Genomic DNA, 19013 nt, shown 5'->3' with positions numbered 1-19013 from the left:
CTGGCTCAATGGATGACGGGAGCCTGCGTATTTATTCATTTCAAGGCCCGTTTCATTGATTGACTTACCTGCTACTGAATCCCTCGTTTCAAAAGCCAACCCATTGACCCTGTACCTGGCGCGTCTGGCACCATCCAGCCAGTTGACCATGCGTTATGTGTTGCAGGACGCCGCCGACCGTCTGGACTTCGAAGACATGAACATCGAAGAGATTCCCTGGCATCAACTGCAGCCCGAGGATGTTGTTGCGCTGGTGGCGACCTTGCGCGAAGACGGCTACGCGCCAAATACCTCGTCGCTCTACGTTAATGCGGTGCGCGGGGTGATGAACGAAGCGTGGCGCATGAGTCTGATCAGTCAGGAGCACTTGCTGAAAATGCGCTCGGTCAAAGGCATTGCCGGCACGCGACTGTCCCAGGGGCGCAACCTCAAGCGCACCTTGATTCGCGACTTAATGGAGGTCTGCGCCGCCGATCCACGGCCGCAAGGGCTACGGGACGCGGCAATCATCGGGATTCTGTACGGTTCGGGGATGCGCAAATCGGAATCGGTGAATCTGGACCTGGCCCAAGTGGACTTCACCGAGCGCAGCCTGTGCGTCACCGCCAAGGGCAACAAACAGCTGATCAAGTACGCGCCAGCCTGGGCCTTCGCCAAACTGGATGCGTGGCTGGAGTTGCGGCGTTCGCAGTTAAAGGAGGGAGAAACGGATGATCCGTTCCTGTTCAACCGCATCCGACGTGGCAGCCACATTACCCGTGAGCGCATCACCAAACATGCGATCTACTACATCGCCCGGCAACGCGGCGCACAAGTCGGGGTGAAAATCATGCCGCACGATTTCCGCCGGTCGTTCATTACCCGAGTGATTGAAGAGCACGACCTGTCAATCGCGCAGAAACTGGCCCATCACAGCAACATCCAGACCACGGCCAATTACGATGTGCGTGACGACAATGAACGCCGGCGGGCGGTGGATCGCTTCGATTTGTGAACCACTATCAGGACGCCGAAGGACACCCTTTTTGCGAGCCGATCGCCTGGCTGATCGCGGCAGCCAAGCGTTTCACATTGTTCTGATGAGCGACCACCAGGTCATCGATGCTCGCACCGGCAGCGGTCTGCAACGTGCTGCGACAGGTGATCAATGCCGGATCTCCATGGCCGAGACTGCGCAGGCGCCATTTGACGTCGATCAACGCGTATTGGCCGGGAATCGAATCAAAGCGTTGCACATCCAGACGCAACGATACTTTGCGTTGCAGGTTACTGTTGACCAGTTGATCGACCAGGGCGCTGCGCAACTCATCCACCAGGCTGGCCGCCCACCATTCGGTTTCGAGGATCGCCAGCCCGCTGTTGCCTTCGCGAATGACAATCTGTGGGCGGTCAACCTGGGGCGGCACGGTGATGCTTTCGATCTGGATCTCCGCGCTACTGTTTGCGCCACTCAGTTGGGCCGGGGTCAGGGTGTGGAACCGAATCGGGTCGCTGCGGCAAGCAGTGAGCAACAGCAACGCAGTGACCAGCGTGATTTTCAGCGAAAAAGCCATGGTGTTGCTCCTGTGGTCAGTTGCGCGGTGGCGCCTGCATATCAATCGGTGCGGCATTGTCGGGACGACCGCGAATCAGTGATTCCGGGTGCCGACCCAGGTAATCCGAGAGCTCACGCAGTGAGCGCGACATGCGCCCGAGTTCATCCAGGGTCTGGCTCAGTTGTTCCCGTTGTGGTGAATCATCGGCGAGCGTCGAACTGGCCGATTGCAAGGTCTTGCTGACATCCGCCAGCGTGGTCTGCACACCGGGCAACGTTTTGGCGTTGAACTGCGCAAGACCTTTACGCAACTCGACGAGGTTGCTGTCGAGGTTGCCGGCAATGCGTTCGATGGGCAGCTGGTTGATCTTGTTGACCATGCCTTCGAGTTTTTCCTGCAGCTGTTCGAGACTGCCAGGAATGGTGGGGACCATGACGGGACGGGCGGTCGGGTCGAACACGACTTTCTCCGCTTTGGGGTAGAAGTCCAGCGCGATGTAAAGCTGGCCGGTCAACAGATTGCCGCTACGGGCCTGGGCCCGCAGACCGTTTTCGATGAAGCTGCCCATCAGTTTTATGCTGGCGGCTTCGTCATTGGGGTCATGATTCAAGGCCTTAAGCATCTTTTCATGAGCCTGGCCGAGTCGCTGCGGGTAGATCACGATGCCGACATTGACCGGAAAACTGCGTTTTTTTGCGTCGAAATCCAGATTGACCGACACGACTTTGCCAAATTCGATGCCGAGGAATTCCACCGGCGCATCGATCTTGAGACCGCGCAAAGCCTGATCGAAACGCAGGCTCAAGTACTGCCCCTTACCGTGAGGAGGCGCAAGGGCGGTTTGCTGATCTTCGAACAGGTCGAAGGCTTTATCTTCGTTGGCCACCTGATCGTTGGGGCTGTATTCCGGCGCGCGAAACGCGATGCCGCCCACCAGCAAGGATGACAAGGATTCGGTACTCACCGAAAAACCGTTGGCGCCGACGTTCACATCAATACCGCTGGCGTTCCAGAACCGGGTGTTCTGCGTGACGTAGACGTCATTGGGCGCATAGACGAAGATTTCGATGTTCACCCCTTTACCTTCGGCGTCCAGCGCATACGCCACCACTTGCCCAACCGGGATCTTGCGGTAGTAGACCGGCGAACCGATATCCAGTGAGCCGAGGTCCTGCGTGTGCAAGGTGAAGCGTTTGCCCGGCTCGCCATAGGTAATGGGCGGCGGGTTTTCCAGACCGATGAAGTGTTTGGAACGGGCATTGGCCTGACCGATGTCGGCGCCAATGTAGTCACCCGACAGCAGGGTATCGATGCCCGAGACTCCGCCAGCACCAATGCGCGGCCGCACGACCCAGAACTGCGAATCTTCGCGGGAGAAGCTTTCTGCCTGTTTGTCGAGTTTGATCGTGGCGTTGACGCTTTTCTGATCGTTGCTCAGCTTCACTTCCGAGACATGGCCGATGACTACGTTGCGGTATTTGACCTCGGTCTTGTTGGCCGTAAGGCCGCTACCGGTCTTGAAGGTGACAGTGATGATCGGACCTTCCTGCATCACGTTGTGTATAACCAGAGAGATCCCCACCAGCACCGCAACGATCGGCACGATCCACACCAGCGAAACGCTGAAGCGACGGGTCTTGATATTGGCCTGGCCAGGGCCTTGGGGCCCATCAGTGGCTTGCGACTTCATCCGTGAGCTCCTCGTTTTGTGATTTTTCCCGCGCCTTATCCCAGATCAATCGCGGGTCGAAACTCATCGCCGACAGCATGGTGAATACCACCACCAAACCAAAAAACAGAATGCCCAGACGCGGTTGAATATCGCCCAGCGCCTGGAATTTAACCAGTGCGGCGACCAGCGCGACAACAATTACATCGAGCATCGACCAGTAGCCGATCAGCTCGACGAAACGGTAAAGCTTCGAACGTTCCTTGCGAGCCCAGATACTGCCGCGTTGCACCGTGATCAGCAGCAAAGAGAGGGCAACGAACTTGATACCCGGCACCGCAATACTGGCGATGAAAATGATCAGGGCAATGTCCCACGCACCATGTTCCCAGAACTCCAGCACACCGCTCATGATGGTGCTGTCGGAGCCGTTGCCGAACAGACTGGTGTTCATGACCGGCAGCAGATTGGCCGGGATGTAAAACACCAATGCGGCCAGCAGATAGGCCCATGTGCGGGTCAATGAATCGGCTTTACGGGCATGCAGTGGCGCGCCACAGCGTTCGCATTCATGAGGGTTGTCGGTGATGTCGCAAGCCAGGCCGCAGCTATGGCACAGGCACAGATTGAGTTCGCTGGCGAGCGGTGGCGTGTTCATAAAATGTTCCACAGTTCGCGCACATCGCGCCCGGCGATGCGAATCAACAGCAGGCTGAGAACGGCCAGGGCAAACAGGCCGATGCCGGGGATGACATCCAGTAACCCTGCAAGTTTGAACACCGCGACCATTGCGCCCAACAGACAGACTTCAAGCATGCTCCAGGGCCTGAGGGTTTCCAGCCAGCGCATGCACAGTTTGAAACCGGGCGAGCGCCGATGCCTGAGGGCGAAGCTCAAGACCCAGATCAGCAACACAAGCTGAAAAAGCGGTGCGAGGATGATGGAGATCGCCGCCACCAACGCAATAAAGGTGATCGGCCCCTGGCTCAATGCCAATACCGAATCCCACAGCGTCGCACTGTTTTTCAGGCCCTTCATGCTGATGCTCATGACGGGATAGAAGTTGGCGAAAATCCACAGCATCATTGCCGTGAAAGCCAACGCCAGACGCGGCTCCACCGACAGTCCGTTATAACGCTGGAGGACGCCGCCGCAGCGTGTGCACAAAGCTTTTTGATGTTTGGCGAGCGTGACTTTTTCAAACACGCAGTCGCAGTGCTCGCAGATGATCAGTGAGTCAATCGTCGCCATGGGCCGCACTCGCCGGAAGGCAGAAAAGTCAGAGCACACCCTCAATATAGAAGTGACTTGCGATTGAGCAAATTAAAAGACTATTCAAGGGATGCATTGGACCTCCAGGATCAGATGGGCATTTGCTGCGAGGTGATTGGCACGAACTTCAGCCGAGCAATTCACGCAGGCGATACCAGAACATGCCGAGAGCCAGCAGCGGCGAACGCAGGAGTTTTCCACCGGCAAAGGTCATGTGCGGCACGGCGCTGAAAACGTCCAGCCCCTGGCTGTGCCCGGCATGAATCGCTTCGGCCAGCAACCGTGCGCACCAGTGAGTCACGTTCAGCCCATGACCGGAATAACCCTGGGCATAGAACACATTCGGGTACTGGCTCAAACGTCCGGCCTGGGGGAATCGGTTGGCGGTGATGCCGATCATGCCGCCCCATTGATAATCGATGCGCACATCTGCCAACTGCGGGAAGACTTTGAGCATTTTTGGCCGCATATAAGCACCAATATCAGCCGGATCGCGCCCGGAATAATGGCAGGCGCCGCCGAACAACAATCGTTGGTCCGCCGAGAGCCGGTAGTAATCGAGGCCGACTTTCTGGTCGCACAGCGCCAGGTTCTGCGGGATCAATTGCGCGGCGACCTCAGGTGCCAAAGGCTCGGTGGCGATGATGTAACTGCCCGCCGGTAAAACCTTGCCGCTCAGGCGCGGTTCGAGTTCTTCCAGATGCGCATTGCAGGCCAGCACCAGACTGCCGGCGCGCACCGTGCCGCCGCCGCAGCGTACACGCACGGTGTCGCCGTGAATCAACTCCAGCACCGGGCTTTGTTCGAATAGCCGCACCCCGAGGGATTCAGCAACGCGCGCTTCGCCGAGTACCAGATTCAGCGGATGCAAATGACCCGAGCCCATGTCGATCAGGCCACCGGCATAAATATCGGAGCCCACCACTTGCTGGCGGATCTGCTCGGGGCCGACGAGTCGGGTTTCATGGGTGTAGCCCAGTTCGGCGAGGCTTTGCAGTTCGGCCGTGAACGCGGCGAACTGCGCCGGGGTGTTGGCTAGCTCGCAGAAGCCCCAACGCAGGTCGCAATCGATCCCATGCTCGCGGATGCGGTTGCCCACCAACTCCACTGACTCGATGCCCGCACGCTCCAAATAGCGCACGCCGTCCTGACCGATATATCGGGCGAAACCGCTGACGTCATGGCCGATACCGCGGATCAGCTGCCCGCCGTTACGCCCGCTGGCGCCCCAGCCGATCCGCCGACCTTCGAGCAAAATTACCGAGAGCCCGCGTTGCGCCAGTTCAATCGCAGTGTTAACCCCGGTAAAGCCGCCGCCGATCACGCAGACATCGGCTTCAAGGTCCGAGTCCAGCGTGGGGTAGGGTGTCATGCCCTTCGCTGATGCAGCGTAATAGGAATGAGCGTGTTCGTTGTCGTACTGATTCATTGGTTGGACTTCACTTTGCTCCAGGAACGGGTCATCAGACGCATGATCGCCTGGGGCGGGGTGGTTGATATGTAGAGTTTGTCGAGGATTTCCTGAGGAGGATAGAGCAACGGATTATTGACCAGCTTCACCTGGCGCGCGAGGAAATGGTTGGAGGGCACCACCACGTCATAACCCGTGCGGCCGGCGAGCAGTTTGTCCTTCAGGGTTTCGTTGGAATCGAATACGTCGTAAATCACCTTGATCGCGGTTTTCGCCTGGAAGTCGGCGAGGGTAGTCTCGCCGATGTAATCGGTCCAGTTGTAGACGTTCACAATTTGCTGGAGCTGTCTCAGGTGGCCGGGGTTTCGCTGCGTCAATTACAGCATGCCGTCAAGACGTATACCGGGATGACACCCACGCATTGGTTGCGCTTGCGTCGGCTCAACAGCGCGCGCCGTGAATTGCTCAATCGAACGACCGGCGAAACGACGGTTGCGCAAGTGGCAATGGATTGGTCATTCTGGCATTTGGGACGGTTTTCCAGCAGTTATCGAGCGTTGTTCCAGGAGTTCCCCAGCCAAACGCTGGCCCGCAAACACAGTGGACCTTATTGGAGGTCATCATGAGTCGGTTAACGTCTTTTAGCCTGTGTGCCGTAATGTCAATGGTCTATACGCAGGTTCAGGCCGAAACGGTTGTGCCCTTGAAAGGGCAGAGCTCGCAACAAATCCAGCTGGATATCAATGATTGCCACACTGTTGCGGCCAGTCAGAGTGCCTCAAGTCCGCCCCCCTCGGGCGGGAGACTGCGCGGTGCTGCGGTGGGTGCCGCTGCGGGAGCTGTGGGCGCCGGGGTGCGTGGGCGTCAGCATGACGAATTCTACGATCAGGTCGACAATGATGTGAAACAGGATTATCGACAGAACCGGGCCGGGCAAACCGCAGCGGCGGGTGCGGTGGTCGGTGGCGCGCGTCAGCGTCAGGAGCGTCGCGCGCAACAACAGACCAGCGCGGCGACCGGTTCAACGGCCTATACCGGTTGCCTGCAAGGGCGGGGTTATCAAGTCACCCCTTGAGTGTCTGGGGTTCGCTGCCGCTGATCGAGTAGATAAACCATCAGACACGCATAGAACGTGAGGGCGACAAACAGCCCCATGCGCACGACGAAGGCGGTATAGACGTCCTTGCCGGCGAGGCTGTCCTGAACCGACTGGCCCAGCAGGATGATCAACGTGACCAGGCTGTTGAGCCAGAACCCCGGGGTTTGTCGGGTCGGGCTCAGGGCATAGAGCTTGCGTGCCAACAGCAAGCCGAACAGGAGCATCCACAGAAAGAACATCCACAGGTGCACAAACAGGCTGAGCGCGCACCAGAACATAATAGCCAACAGCCCGCCCATGAAGGTCGAGCCGAGCAGTTCATGAGCAGCGTTGCGCGCCGTTGTCGTCGAACTCTGCTGACCAAGGCTGACCGCTTTCAAAATGATCGGCAGGTAGCTGGCCGGGTCGATCAGCGCCAACAGGAACGCCGGTATAACAATCAGAGTCGCACGCAGGGCAACCCGGCCCACCTCCTGCGCCGGCAGCGCGCTGGCGGCGGGTGAGGTGGGCGCATTGGCCGGGTCGGGAAACAACCAATGACTGAACGCCACGACGATGACGGCGAGGATCAAGCCCATGACCAAGGCACCAATGACCATCATCGCCAGATCGAAATCGGCAACGCCGGCCGAGGAAATCATGGTCAGACCAATGATCAGGAAGGTCATGATCAAGGTGTTGCCGCCGCGCAGGCCAAAACCAAAGGCCAGGAACAAACTGACTCCAATCAGCAGCACGCCGGTAATCGGGTAATAACGCAGGATCGGAATCAACAACAGGCCGACACCAGTGGTTAACATCGCAGCCAGTGCGAGAATCAATCCGGCCTTGAATGGCAAAGGCTGATTGAGCGAGGCCAATAGCAACACGGCGAGCACTGGCGAAATAAAGGGGATCGGCAGCGCCAGGCCGTAGCTGATGGCCAGGCACAGCGCCGTGCCGGTGGCGAGACGCAACGCCCGTTGAACACGAGGCGTGCGCTGAGTAGGCACGCCCTTAATAGGCATAGCTCAGCCAGCTCATCAGCCCCACAAACAATCGGCCGAGCAGATTCAGCGGATTGTCTTCGGTAGGAAACGCCATCACTTCAGCCTGCCCACCGGCACGGATGGCGCGACTGTCGAACAGCGTTTTCCTCGATTCCTCCGAAAACTCGATAATCACCGGAAAACGCTGGGCCGGACGCAGCCAGTCACGACTGTTCTGCACACTGGGGAGGCTGCCGGGCGCAGTGGTCTGCCCCACGCTGACGCCGTAGCCGACACTGCGCACACGGCCGTCGAAAACCTTTCCCGGCAGGGCATCCAGAACGATCGAAACAGGGGTGTCGACCTCGACCAGGCCGAGGTTGTTTTCGGTCATGTCCGCGCTGATCCACACATCATGGATGGCAATCAGGGTCATGACCGGGCTGCCGGCAGTGGCGAACTGTCCGACATCGGTGCGCAGATCGGTAATCAGACCCGCTGACCGTGCGCGTATCTGCGTGTTGGACAAGTCCAGTTCGGCTTTTGACAACGCCGTGGCAGCGCTACGCAACAGCGCGTTGTCGTCCTCGCTGCCGCCTTCCTGTTCCCGTGCCCGCTGGACTTCGGCATGGGCTGCGGCGACCTGACTGACGGCCTGTTCACGGCTGGCCCGAGACACCTCAAGCAGGCGCACGGAAATGGTGCCGGGGTCTTCGCGGTACAAACCTTCAAGACGCTGATTGTCCTGTCGCGCCTTGAGTTCATTGGCCTGGGCGGCGCGCAAATTGGCTTGAGCCGAAGCAATACCGGCGGTGCTGGCACCGATCTGGCGGCGTGTGGACTCCAGGTCTGCGCGGGCGCGGTCGACGGCTATTTGATAGGGCTGCTGATCCACTTCAAACAACACATCGCCCGCTTTGACGTCCTGATTGTTGCGCACATTCACACGGATCACCCGACCGGCCACTTCGGATGCCACCGGAATGACAAAGGCGCCCACCCGAGCCTGTTGCGTATACGGCGTGAACCGGTCAGCCAACAAGTACCAGGCCAGGCTCAATACGATCAGCAGCATCACCCATTTGATGCCCTTTTTTGCGGGATCGGCAGCAGGCTCTGGCGCCTTGGGGGAGGGTGCCTCAGTGGAGGGCGGCGAGGGTTCAGTCATCGGCTTTGACCTTCTGGCACAGGATAGGATGCTTGCGAAGGGGCCGGCTCATTCAGCAGGTTACCCCAGTCGGTGCGTTGTTCCATTTGCTGGCGAGTTTCTTGATCGACTGTCGTCTGGGCGCTGTACCAACCACCGCCAAGGGCTTTGTACAGTGCGATCAGGTTGCTCACCGCATTACTGCGGCTGAGCAGGTAGTTGTCCTGCTGTTCGAGCAATGCGCGTTGAGCATCCAGCACGCGCTGGAAGTCCGAGTAACCTTCCCGGTATTGAGTGCTGGCCAGGCTCAACGAACGCGCGGCGGCGATCTGTGCTTCACCCAGGATGCGCTCGCGCTCCAGTGATTTGATCAGACTGCCGGCGGCATCATCGGCCTCCCGTGCGGCCTGGCGGACTTTGTCGCGATAAACCTCAATCAGCTGCTGTAATCGCGCATCTTGTACACGCACGTTGTTGCTGATCTGGCCGTGGTCAAACAGGTTCCAGCGCAAACTGGGGCCGCCGATCAGGTCCAGGCTGTTGGAGGTGCCGCTCAACGTGTCGGTGGTCCAGACGATGCTGCCCAGCAAGGTCAGCGACGGATAGAAGTCGGTTTCCGCTACACCGATCAGTGCCGACTGGGCCGCGACATTGAGCTCGGCGGCGCGCACGTCCGGTCGACGCAACAACAGGCTGGCCGGCACGTCTTGCAGCACGGCTCGGTCCACCAGCGGGATCAGCCCTTCATTTTCGAGCAATTGGGGCAGGGCACTGGGTGGCCGGCCGATCAGCACGGCCAACGCGTTGCGGGTGCGCAGTACTTGCGCCTCAAAATCCGGAATGCTGCTCAAGGTGCCCAGGTATTGGGTCTTGGCTTGTTGCAAGTCGAGTTCGGCGCTCTGGCCACTGTTGAACAGTTTCTCGGTGATCTCAAAGTTGCGCTTCTGCTGTTGGGCGTTTTCGCGGGCAACGCGCAAACGCGCTTCGGTGGTGCGCAACGAAAAGTAGGTATCGGCCACCTGAGCACGCAGCAGTACAAGTACGTCTTCATAGTTGGCTTGAGCCGCAAAGTAACTGGCATCGGATGACTCGATGGCTCGACTGAAACGCCCCCAGAAGTCCAGTTCCCAGCCAACGTCAAAGCCCGCGCTGTGTTGCCAGAAGTGGCTGTCTTGCGGGTTGTTGCCGCCGGACTGCTGGCGGTTGAAGTACAGGCTGTCGGCGCTGGCCTGTTGCAGTTGCGGATAGCGTCCGCTTTGCGCAATGCCCAACCGCGCACGGGCTTCCATGACGCGAAGGCCGGCAATTTTCAGGTCTGAATTGTGCGCGTCCGATTCGGCGATCAGCGCGTCGAGGACCGGGTCGGCGAACACTTGCCACCACTGGCGAAGGTCGGGATTCAGGCTTCGTTGGCTGGCCTGCTCAAGCGCGGGGCTGCTCCAGAGTTTTGTCCAGGCTTCGCCCGGGTGCTGAAAATCCGGCCCTAGACGGACACAACCGCCAAGGCCAAGGGCGACCAATAGAAGCAGAGGACCTGAGCGCGTTAGCATCGGTGCACTGATAGTAGATCTTGGGAAAACGTCATCCGAACATCCCTGGCATTGAAATGGCGTTGGTTACCGGTTCGCTTAGGTTAGTACAGCCCGGACAAATACAAGGTCATGTTGAATGATCATAGGATCGACCAACTGCTACGCTTCTGAAGATCTATTAATTGCGGCCAGAAAAGAAGGTTAAGAAGACCATGAGCAACCCTCAGGATGACAATGTACCCAGCTCCACCGGATGGCGTTTCAAAGTGGGCATCGCGATTATCTGTTTGATGCTGGGATCGTGGCTGATGGTGCCTCTCGCTGCCGCGGCGGATGTATCAGGTTCAAAGATTGCGGCCCTGACCGGCGTTTTATTTATCAGTAACAAAATTCTGTTGATTCTCGCGATTGCGATCATGGGCAAAGCCGGCTTTCAGCAACTCAAGCGCAGCCTGTTTGGTTACGTCTCCACGCTGGCACCGGCAGACGTGGAAGTAGGCCCGGCTCGTCATAGAATCGGTCTTGTAATGTTTTGCCTGCCGCTGATCTCGGCATTTCTCGAACCTTACATAGACACTCTTTGGCCGGGGCTGAGACCGAATCTCTGGCAGCTCCAGGCGCTGGGCGATGCCATGCTGATCGGCAGCTTCTTCGTACTGGGCGGGAATTTCTGGGACAAGGTACGCGCGTTGTTTATTCGCACGGCACGTGTGGTGAATACGACTGCGGTGTGAATCGCGCCTACCGCGAAATAATCCCGTGATCGATCGCGTACTTTACGAGGGCGGCGGGTTTGTCGATGTTGAGCTTGCGACGGATACTCAGGCGATGGGTTTCTACTGTCCGGACACTGATGTCCAGTTCGCGAGCCATTTCCTTGTTGTTCAGCCCCTGAGCCATCTTGTACAGCACCTGGCTTTCGCGCGGAGTCAGCTCATTGTCGGTGCTTTTATCGGCGATGAGGCGCTGTGCGATTTCGGCACTGTAGAACGTCCCTCCACTGACAATGGCTTCGATCGCCGCAATGATTTCCCGCGAAGGCGCGTTCTTCAGCACATAGCCGCTGGCACCCGAGCGCACGGATTCACTGACGTATTCATAGTTGTCGTACATGCTCAACACCAGCACCTTGAGCGACGGGTACTGGCTGCGTAACAACCGGGTCAGCTCGAGGCCGTTGATGTCCTTCAGGCTGATGTCAACCAGCAACAGATCTGGCTGGCAGCGCCCGACCATTTCAATGGCATCCGCGCCATTTTCGGCTTCTCCCACCACTTCCAGTGGCGCCATGACCGCCAGCAGCGATTTGATTCCGTCGCGGACCAGGGAGTGATCGTCGACCAGGGCGACGCGGATCGGGTAGGGCAGGTTCATCGCAGGCATTCACTCTAATTGTTATGGGGTGAGTCAGCGTTCTGTACCGGGCAGTTTCATCGGCAGCAGCACGTCCAGCTCACTTCTTCCCGGCATCGAGGTCAGGTCGAATCGACCGCCAAAATGCTCGACACGTTCACGGATATTACGCAGGCCAATGCCGGTGTGACGACGTTCGACCTGGGCAACGTTGAAACCGATACCGTCATCGACCACCGTCAACCGTACGGACTTTTCAGAACCGTGCAGGGTAATGATGACGTGTTTTGCTTGTGCGTGGCGTTCGATATTGGTCAGGCCTTCTTGCACGATGCGAAACAACGAGACGGCGGCGCCATCGACCAGAAGACAGTCGAATTCGTTATCGTTGAAGGTCACGACAAGACCGCTGCGTTGCTCGAATTCCGCGGCGAGTTGACCGATGGCCGCTGGCAGGCCGAGGGTGTCAAGCAGCGACGAACGCAAGTCGTGAGAGAGGCTGCGAACTTCGCCAATCGCCTCCCCGAGGCGCTGCGTGGCGTCTCTTAAAATGCCCAAGCCCTTATCTTGCCCATTCTCCAGCACATGGCTGGCCAGTTCGAACTGAAACTTGATAGACACCAGTAGCTGGCTGATGCCGTCGTGCAGCTCTCGGGAAACCCGTGAGCGCTCTTCCTCTTGCAGGCTGACGATGCGTTGGGTCAGGCGCTGCAGTTTTTTGTCGGCCAGGCGATGTTCGCTGACGTTCAGCGTCATGCCGCTGGCGAACACAAACAGCACCGCCACGAGGGCCACCGCAGCAATCGCCCCCATGGTTTTACGGATGCCCTGAGCCACTTCGGCACGCGCTTGCTGGGTGGCGCGTTCAACGTCTTCAAGGTAGATACCGGTGCCGAGCATCCAGCCCCAACGGTCCAGCATCACCACGTAGGCGAGCTTGTCGGTCACTTGGCCTGAAGAGGGTTTGTTCCAGGCGTAACGCTGAAAGCCTTCGCCTGATTGCGCACTTTTGAGCAACGCCTGGATCACGGGTAAGCCGTGAGGGTCGGTCATGTCCCACAGGTATTTGCCCACCAGCTCTGACTGGCGCGCGTGCATCAGACTGCGACCCTCGTGGTCGTAAACGAAGAAGTAGCCATTGATGCCAAAGCTGAGCTTGCGCAGTTCTTCCAGCACTTGTTGCTGCGCGTGCTCATCGCCGCGACCGTCGTCATACAGCGGCGCGATCAGGCTTTGCGCCATTTCGACGTAGTTTTTCAGCTCTGCGCGTTTGCTGGCCAGAATGCTGTCTTCGATCAGTTGCGCCTGTTGATCACCCAGTTGGCGGTTCAGGGAAATCACCAGCGCGCAGATGACCGCGATCGCCAACACCAGCGGCAGAATCCCGAGCGCGACGATTTTATGTTTGAGTTGCATCTCTACTCCTGGCTACACCGAGGGAAGGCGCGGGCCCGGCATCATATGCCAAAGATACGCGTGTCCAGTAGCGGCGCCATCTGCAGGATACGGCGCAGGCTTCGCGCCCATTGGTGCTTGGTCAGAAACTGCTAGGATTGCGCCAGAATTAATTGATTTTCACAAGGAGTGTTTGTTGTGCATCTTCCAGATATGAATCTGCTGGTGGCCTTGGATGCGCTGCTGGACGAGGGCAGTGTGGTCGGTGCTGCCCGGCGCATGAGCTTGAGTCCCGCGGCCATGAGCCGGACCTTGACCCGGATACGTAGCGCAGTCGGTGATCCGATTCTGGTGCGCGCCGGGCGTGGCCTGGTGCCGACACCCAAGGCCCTGGCATTACGGGCTCAGGTGCGCAGCTTGGTCGAGCAAGCGGCGCAGGTGTTCCTTTCGGGTGATGAGGTCGATCTGACGACGCTGGAACGCTGCTACAACTTGCGGGCGAATGACGTATTTGTCGCGGCCTTTGGTGCGCAACTGCTGGAAATCATGCGCAAAAAGGCCCCACGTACCGTGCTGCGCTTCGTGCCGGAAGGCGAGGGTGAGGATGACGCGTTGCGCGAAGGGCGGATCGATCTTTATATCAGTGCGACGCGCAATCTTGGGCCGGAAATCAAAGTCCAGAGCCTGTTTACCACGACCTTTGTCGGCCTGGCCCGGGTGGATCACCCAATCTTTCAGGAAGAAATCACTCCCAAACGTTTCGCCTCCTATGCGCAGGTCAGCGTGTCGCGACGCGGGCGTGCAACCGGGCCGATCGATACCGCTTTGGCCGGGATGGGCTTGCAGCGGCGTGTCGCGTTGATCACCCCTAGCTTTCACTCGGCGATGTTCGCCTTGCCCGATTCCGACCTGTTGCTGCCGCTGCCGGAGCATGTGTTGTGGAGCGTCTCGCGGCTGGGGTTGCCGTTGCGTTCGTTCCGTATCCCTATGGCGCTGGAGACGGTGGTGATCATGCAGGCCTGGCATCCACGCTTTGATAACGACTCGGCCCATCGCTGGCTGCGTCAGACGTTGAAAGAGAGCTGCGCCAAGTACTCCTCGCCACGGGTTTGAAGCAGCTTGCGCTTCCAGGATCGCCCCAAGCCCTTTCGGGCCGAGCACGACCCCGGCTTATCGCAGCCTGCGGCAGCAGCTACGCCAACCGAGTAACCCGATGTTTTCCAGGTAGCTCCCAATCTCTGTAAGCATCTGCCGAAGGGCAATTTGGAGCTGGATAGTTTCTGTGGATTGATACGTGCGCTGGGTGCAGCTTAAAGCTTCCCATATGTCAGTTTTCGGAACTATTGCGTCTTCATAAACTATCCAGGTAAATCCTTTACTTGGAGTCATGACGCAATGTGTCTTGTGTTGTTTTCTGTCTTTCGGGGCGCTGGCCAACGGGTGACCCTGTGAGTTCGCTCGCAGCCTCTGCTGTTATGGCCCCGGCGCTGGAAGTGGCGAAACCCGCACCGGCCGCTGCGCCAGTGTTTGGCCTGCGTATTGTGATCGGGCTGGTCGGGGTGCTGATTGCCGTATTGGTGGCCGGTCTCAACGAGATGGTCGCCAAAGTGGCCATGCCTGACATTCGTGGCGCGCTGTATATCGGCGCGGATGAAGGTACCTGGTTGATCGCCACTTACGCTGCCACCTCAGTCTCGGCCATGGCGTTTGCGCCCTGGTGTTCGGTCACCTTCTCCCTGCGTCGCTTCACTCTCAGCGCGATCGGTGCGTTTACCGTGCTTGGGGTTCTCTGCCCGTTCGCTCCGAACCTCGAAAGCCTGATGGTGTTACGAACTTTGCAGGGGCTGGCCGGGGGCAGTCTGCCGCCGATGCTGATGACCGTCGCGCTGCGTTTTCTCCCGCCCGGCGTCAAGCTTTACGGGCTGGCAAGTTATGCGTTGACTGCCACCTTCGGTCCGAGCCTGGGGACTCCGTTGGCCGCGTTGTGGACCGAATACGTCGGTTGGCAATGGGCGTTCTGGCAGATTGTCCCACCCTGCTTGTTGGCGATGGTCGCGGTTGCATATGGCTTGCCGCGGGACCCGATGCGCTTTGAGCGTTTCAAACAGTTTGACTGGCGTGGCTTGTTGCTCGGTTTTCCGGCGATTTGTGCGCTGGTGATCGGTCTGTCCCAGGGCAATCGTCTGGACTGGTTCGAGTCCACGCTGATTTGCTGGCTGCTTGGTGGCGGTATGGTGCTGTTGGTGTTGTTCTTTATTAATGAATGGTCGCACCCGCTGCCGTTCTTTAAATTGCAGATGCTGACCAACCTGAACCTGTCGCACTCGTTGCTAACCCTCGGCGGGGTACTGATTATATTGCTGGCGGTGATCATCATCCCTTCCAGCTACTTGGCTCAGGTGCAGGGATATCGCCCGGTTCAAACTGCGCCCGTATTGCTGATGGTGGCCTTGCCGCAGTTGCTGGCGTTACCGCTGGTGGCGGCCTTGTGCAACATCCGTCGGGTCGACTGCCGATGGGTTCTGGCTATCGGTCTTGGATTGCTGGCGCTGGCCTGTGCTGGCGGCACGCAAATCACTTCCCAGTGGATTCGTGACAACTTCTACATCTTGCAGCTATTCCAGGTGTTTGGTCAGCCGATGGCGGTGATCCCGTTGCTGATGCTCGCTACCGGTGGCCTGGCGCCGCAAGACGGCCCGTTCGCTTCCGCCTGGTTCAACACCGTCAAAGGGTTTTCGGCGGTCCTTGCTACCGGCGTGCTGGATGTGCTGACCACGGCGCGGCTGCATTTCCACTCAACCATGCTGGTCGATCGCCTGGGCAACTCGCCTCTGGCAGACAGCGACGCTGAAGGGCTTGCCTATCGCATCCACGAACAGGCGGTCGTACTGACGTCTTCGGACTTGTACTACTGCATGGCGCTGCTGGCACTGGCCTTGATTCTGTTGATTCCGTTGATGCCTTCCCGGATCTATCCACCTCGTGCGGTGGCATAGCGTTCCATTCAGAGAGAAAGTCGTTATGACTACGAGTAAAAATCAGAAAATTGCCTTGTACACGGTTGCCTTGGTTGCTCTTGGCGGGGTCATCTACCTGGCAGCGCCGCGCCTGTTTGGTTCCGGCTCACTGCAAACCACTAACGATGCGTTTATCACGGCGGACTACACGTTGGTGGCGCCGAAGGTTTCGGGCTTTATTAGTCAGGTGCTGGTGGAGGACAACCAGCCGGTGAAGGCCGGTCAATTGCTGGTGGTAATCGATGATCGTGACTATCAGGCTGCGCTCCAGGCGGCCGAAGCACAGTCACTGGTTTCGCAGGCGCAGTTCCAAAACGCGCAAGCCACGCTGGAACGCCAGTCGTCATTGATCGCTCAGGCGCAGGCCATGGTGGCTGCCGACAAGGCTGAGCAAGCATTCGCGGAGCACGAACTGACGCGCTACAACCATCTCGCAGGCCAGGGCGCCGGGACCGTGCAAAATGCTCAGCAGGCCCGCAGCCGGGTGGATCAAGCCAGCGCCCGCTTAGCCAACTCGACCGCTGCCTTGGCCGCTTCGCGTAAGCAGGTGGATATCCTCAAGGCCCAGCTCGACAGTGCCGACGGAGGCCATAAACATGCATTGGCATCTTTGGAGCGGGCCCGTTTTGATCTGTCTTACACTCGTCTCGTGGCACCCATTGATGGTGTAGTCGGTGAACGTGCTGCGCGTGTCGGGGCCTATGTCAATCCCGGCGCGAAGATCATGGCGATTGTTCCTCTGGATCGGGCCTATGTGGTTGGCAACTTCCAGGAAACCCAGTTGACGCATGTGCAGCCAGGACAGCCCGTGAAGATCCGCGTCGACACCTTTAGTGGCGAGAGCCTCACCGGTCGGGTCGATAGTATTGCGCCGGCGACCGGGGTGACCTTTGCTTCGGTCAAACCGGACAATGCGACGGGCAACTTCACCAAAGTCGTGCAGCGGATACCGGTGAAGATTGCGCTGGATGCCGATCAACCGTTGGCGAACCGCCTGCGTGTGGGCATGTCGGTGGAAGCCAGTATCGAGACGCAGGACCCGCAGGGCAACGACGCACGTAAAGAGGTCACCCTTCGATGAGTCGGACTTTCCCTGTTCAGCCATTATTGTTGTCGAGCGTGTTGATGCTCTCGGCTTGCAGCGTTGGTCCGGACTTTCAGAAGCCTCAGGGGCCAGGTAACGCAAAGTGGTCCGTGCTGCAAGGCCAGGCTGCCGCCAGTCGCCCAGAGGCTTCGCCGGTGGAAGAACGCTGGTGGGACCTCTTTCACGACACGCAGTTGTCTGCCCTGGCTCGCCGTGTTGTCACCAGCAACCTCGATATAAAAATCGCCAGTGCTCGTCTGCAGCAGAGTCGAGCGGCGCGCCAGACCATCGCCGCCGATCAATATCCGAGCCTTGATGCCGGTATCGGCTATGAGCGGGCACGCAATAGCAGCAAGGGCCTGAACGATCCTTCGGGCAAGGGCGGCAAGTCTGCCTTCAATCTCTGGGAGGGCGATTTCACCGCTGCCTGGGAGCTAGACTTGTGGGGTCGGGTCCAGCGCGAAGTGGAAGCGGCCGATGCATCGGTCGAGGTGGCTGAGAACGACCGGCGCATGGTCCTGCTGTCGATTCTGGCCGAGACCGCTCACGATTACATTCAGCTGCGCGGCGTGCAGAGCACTCTCGCGGTCACTCGCGAGAACCTTGATGTTTCCCGGCACAGCCTAAAGCTGTCGCAGATGCGTTTGGCTGATGGCATCGCGACCAATCTGGATGTGGCTGAAGCCGCTGCGCAGGTCGCCGCAGTCGAAGCTCGCTTACCGTCGCTCGAACAGCGTCAGGCACAGTTGATCAATGCTTTGAGCCTGCTGTTGGCCGAGCCACCAAGAGCCTTGCAGGCCGAACTGGAACGACCGGCACAAGTACCGCAAACCCCACAAAACTTCGCAATTGGCTTGCCGTCGGAGCTGGCCGAGCGGCGTCCGGATATTCGTCAGGCCGAAGCCCGTCTGCATGCCGCGACGGCTGGGATCGGAGTGGCCAAGGGTGATTTCTATCCGCGCATTCGTCTGTCCGGCAACGTTGGTTTCCAGTCGATGCAGCTATCGGATTTCGGGTCCTGGGGCTCGCGCCAATTTGCTATAGGCCCACAGTTGAGCCTGCCGATTTTCGAGGGTGGGCGTTTGCGTGGGATGGTCAAGTTGCGCGAGGCGCAGCAACAGGAAGCGGCGCTCGATTACCAACAGGTGGTGCTGCGGGCCTGGCATGAAATTGATGATGTGCTGACCTTGTACAACGCCAGCCAACTGCGACGTGACCGACTGGCCGAAGCGGTGCGGCAGAACCGGATTGCGCTGGAAACTGCGCAAAGCCAGTACGTCGAAGGGGCGGTGGATTTTCTCAACGTGCTGACGGTTCAGAGCGCCTTGTTGGCGAATCAGGAACAACTGGTGGAAAGCTCGACCACGGTCTCGTTGGCCATGGTTGGGCTATATAAATCACTAGGTGGCGGCTGGCAGTCGATTTATCCGCTGGCAACGGCTGATGCCGGTACCACTGATTGAGGCGCCAGGCTTTTCGAATCAATTACGGCGGACCTTGAGTCCGCCTTTTGTGTCGTTACATCATCCAT

Annotated in this window: 17 protein-coding genes and 2 pseudogenes; 8 read left to right on the top strand and 11 right to left on the bottom strand. The window is 58.7% G+C overall.

The genetic code is table 11. From position 1 onward, the window contains the following. The first annotated feature begins 55 nt into the window (after nt 1-55). Nucleotides 56-994: a tyrosine-type recombinase/integrase gene (gene xerC, locus LOY56_RS13075; RefSeq protein ID WP_030131372.1), complete on the top strand. Its 939-nt coding sequence runs from the start codon at nt 56-58 to the stop codon at nt 992-994. A 7-nt stretch (nt 995-1001) separates the two neighbouring features. Here the strand turns inward: xerC and LOY56_RS13070 are convergent, their stop codons facing one another. From LOY56_RS13070 to LOY56_RS13045, 6 genes and pseudogenes are all read right to left on the bottom strand, one after another. Continuing rightward, nucleotides 1002-1553, bottom strand: coding sequence for a membrane integrity-associated transporter subunit PqiC (locus LOY56_RS13070; protein WP_258622471.1), 552 nt, complete (start codon nt 1551-1553; stop codon nt 1002-1004). A 16-nt stretch (nt 1554-1569) separates the two neighbouring features. Then, a complete protein-coding gene (locus LOY56_RS13065; RefSeq protein WP_258622469.1) occupies nt 1570-3225 on the bottom strand; it encodes an intermembrane transport protein PqiB in 1656 nt (551 codons plus the stop codon). Then, a complete protein-coding gene (locus tag LOY56_RS13060; protein WP_258622468.1) occupies nt 3206-3862 on the bottom strand; it encodes a paraquat-inducible protein A in 657 nt (218 codons plus the stop codon). Before LOY56_RS13060 ends, LOY56_RS13065 begins: the two co-directional genes overlap by 20 nt. Next, nucleotides 3859-4455: a paraquat-inducible protein A gene (locus tag LOY56_RS13055; protein ID WP_258622467.1), complete on the bottom strand. Its 597-nt coding sequence runs from the start codon at nt 4453-4455 to the stop codon at nt 3859-3861. Before LOY56_RS13055 ends, LOY56_RS13060 begins: the two co-directional genes overlap by 4 nt. A gap of 148 nt (nt 4456-4603) precedes the next feature. Next, a complete protein-coding gene (locus LOY56_RS13050; protein WP_258622465.1) occupies nt 4604-5905 on the bottom strand; it encodes an FAD-binding oxidoreductase in 1302 nt (433 codons plus the stop codon). A gap of 125 nt (nt 5906-6030) precedes the next feature. Then, nucleotides 6031-6219, bottom strand: a pseudogene (locus LOY56_RS13045) (polyamine ABC transporter substrate-binding protein); the annotation flags it as partial. On the opposite strand from LOY56_RS13045, the pseudogene LOY56_RS13040 reads away from it, so the two are divergent. Both LOY56_RS13040 and LOY56_RS13035 read left to right on the top strand, forming a co-directional pair. Further along, nucleotides 6220-6513, top strand: a pseudogene (locus tag LOY56_RS13040) (helix-turn-helix domain-containing protein); the annotation flags it as partial. It abuts the pseudogene before it with no gap. Then, nucleotides 6510-6962: a YMGG-like glycine zipper-containing protein gene (locus LOY56_RS13035; protein WP_258622464.1), complete on the top strand. Its 453-nt coding sequence runs from the start codon at nt 6510-6512 to the stop codon at nt 6960-6962. The pseudogene LOY56_RS13040 and the gene LOY56_RS13035, both read left to right, overlap by 4 nt. On the opposite strand, the gene LOY56_RS13030 is transcribed toward LOY56_RS13035, so the two are convergent. The 3 genes from LOY56_RS13030 to LOY56_RS13020 are packed head-to-tail and all read right to left on the bottom strand — an operon-like array spanning nt 6947 to nt 10651. After that, on the bottom strand, nt 6947-7993 hold the full coding sequence (locus tag LOY56_RS13030; RefSeq protein ID WP_258622463.1) for a DUF2955 domain-containing protein: 1047 nt from the start codon (nt 7991-7993) through the stop codon (nt 6947-6949). The two genes, LOY56_RS13035 and LOY56_RS13030, sit on opposite strands and share 16 nt — an antisense overlap. Next, nucleotides 7983-9122, bottom strand: coding sequence for an HlyD family secretion protein (locus LOY56_RS13025; protein ID WP_038983267.1), 1140 nt, complete (start codon nt 9120-9122; stop codon nt 7983-7985). Before LOY56_RS13025 ends, LOY56_RS13030 begins: the two co-directional genes overlap by 11 nt. Then, nucleotides 9119-10651 (bottom strand): efflux transporter outer membrane subunit, encoded by a 1533-nt coding sequence (locus LOY56_RS13020; protein ID WP_258622460.1) that lies wholly within the window; start codon nt 10649-10651, stop codon nt 9119-9121. The genes LOY56_RS13025 and LOY56_RS13020 overlap by 4 nt, the downstream gene beginning before the upstream one ends. Before the next feature lie 194 nt (nt 10652-10845). Here LOY56_RS13020 and LOY56_RS13015 point away from each other — a divergent pair, with 194 nt between their 5' ends. Further along, on the top strand, nt 10846-11367 hold the full coding sequence (locus LOY56_RS13015; RefSeq protein WP_258622458.1) for a transporter suffix domain-containing protein: 522 nt from the start codon (nt 10846-10848) through the stop codon (nt 11365-11367). Between the two features lie 7 nt (nt 11368-11374). Here LOY56_RS13015 and LOY56_RS13010 read toward each other — a convergent pair whose 3' ends face one another. Both LOY56_RS13010 and LOY56_RS13005 read right to left on the bottom strand, forming a co-directional pair. Continuing rightward, the gene (locus LOY56_RS13010) at nt 11375-12007 is read right to left on the bottom strand and encodes a response regulator transcription factor (protein ID WP_018925859.1); all 633 of its coding nucleotides are present in this window, start codon (nt 12005-12007) and stop codon (nt 11375-11377) included. 33 nt (nt 12008-12040) lie between these two features. Further along, the gene (locus tag LOY56_RS13005) at nt 12041-13402 is read right to left on the bottom strand and encodes a cache domain-containing protein (RefSeq protein WP_258622457.1); all 1362 of its coding nucleotides are present in this window, start codon (nt 13400-13402) and stop codon (nt 12041-12043) included. Nucleotides 13403-13579: 177 nt separating this feature from the next. On the opposite strand from LOY56_RS13005, the gene LOY56_RS13000 reads away from it, so the two are divergent. The 4 genes from LOY56_RS13000 (at nt 13580) to LOY56_RS12985 (ending at nt 18945) form a co-directional block, all read left to right on the top strand. After that, nucleotides 13580-14494 carry a LysR family transcriptional regulator gene (locus tag LOY56_RS13000; protein ID WP_258622451.1) on the top strand — a complete coding sequence of 305 codons (915 nt, stop codon included), beginning with the start codon at nt 13580-13582 and terminating at the stop codon, nt 14492-14494. Nucleotides 14495-14856: 362 nt separating this feature from the next. Further along, the gene (locus tag LOY56_RS12995; RefSeq protein WP_258622635.1) at nt 14857-16377 is read left to right on the top strand and encodes an MFS transporter; all 1521 of its coding nucleotides are present in this window, start codon (nt 14857-14859) and stop codon (nt 16375-16377) included. Nucleotides 16378-16402: 25 nt separating this feature from the next. After that, entirely contained in the window at nt 16403-17479 is a 1077-nt protein-coding gene (locus LOY56_RS12990; RefSeq protein WP_258622450.1) for an HlyD family secretion protein, read from the top strand. Next, nucleotides 17476-18945 (top strand): efflux transporter outer membrane subunit, encoded by a 1470-nt coding sequence (locus tag LOY56_RS12985; protein WP_258622446.1) that lies wholly within the window; start codon nt 17476-17478, stop codon nt 18943-18945. The genes LOY56_RS12990 and LOY56_RS12985 overlap by 4 nt, the downstream gene beginning before the upstream one ends. Nucleotides 18946-19013: the final 68 nt, after the last annotated feature.

It is taken from the genome of Pseudomonas sp. B21-048 (genome assembly GCF_024748615.1).
Taxonomy (GTDB): domain Bacteria; phylum Pseudomonadota; class Gammaproteobacteria; order Pseudomonadales; family Pseudomonadaceae; genus Aquipseudomonas.
Note: the sequence above shows the minus strand (reverse complement) of the source record. Positions and strands in the feature narration are given on the sequence as shown.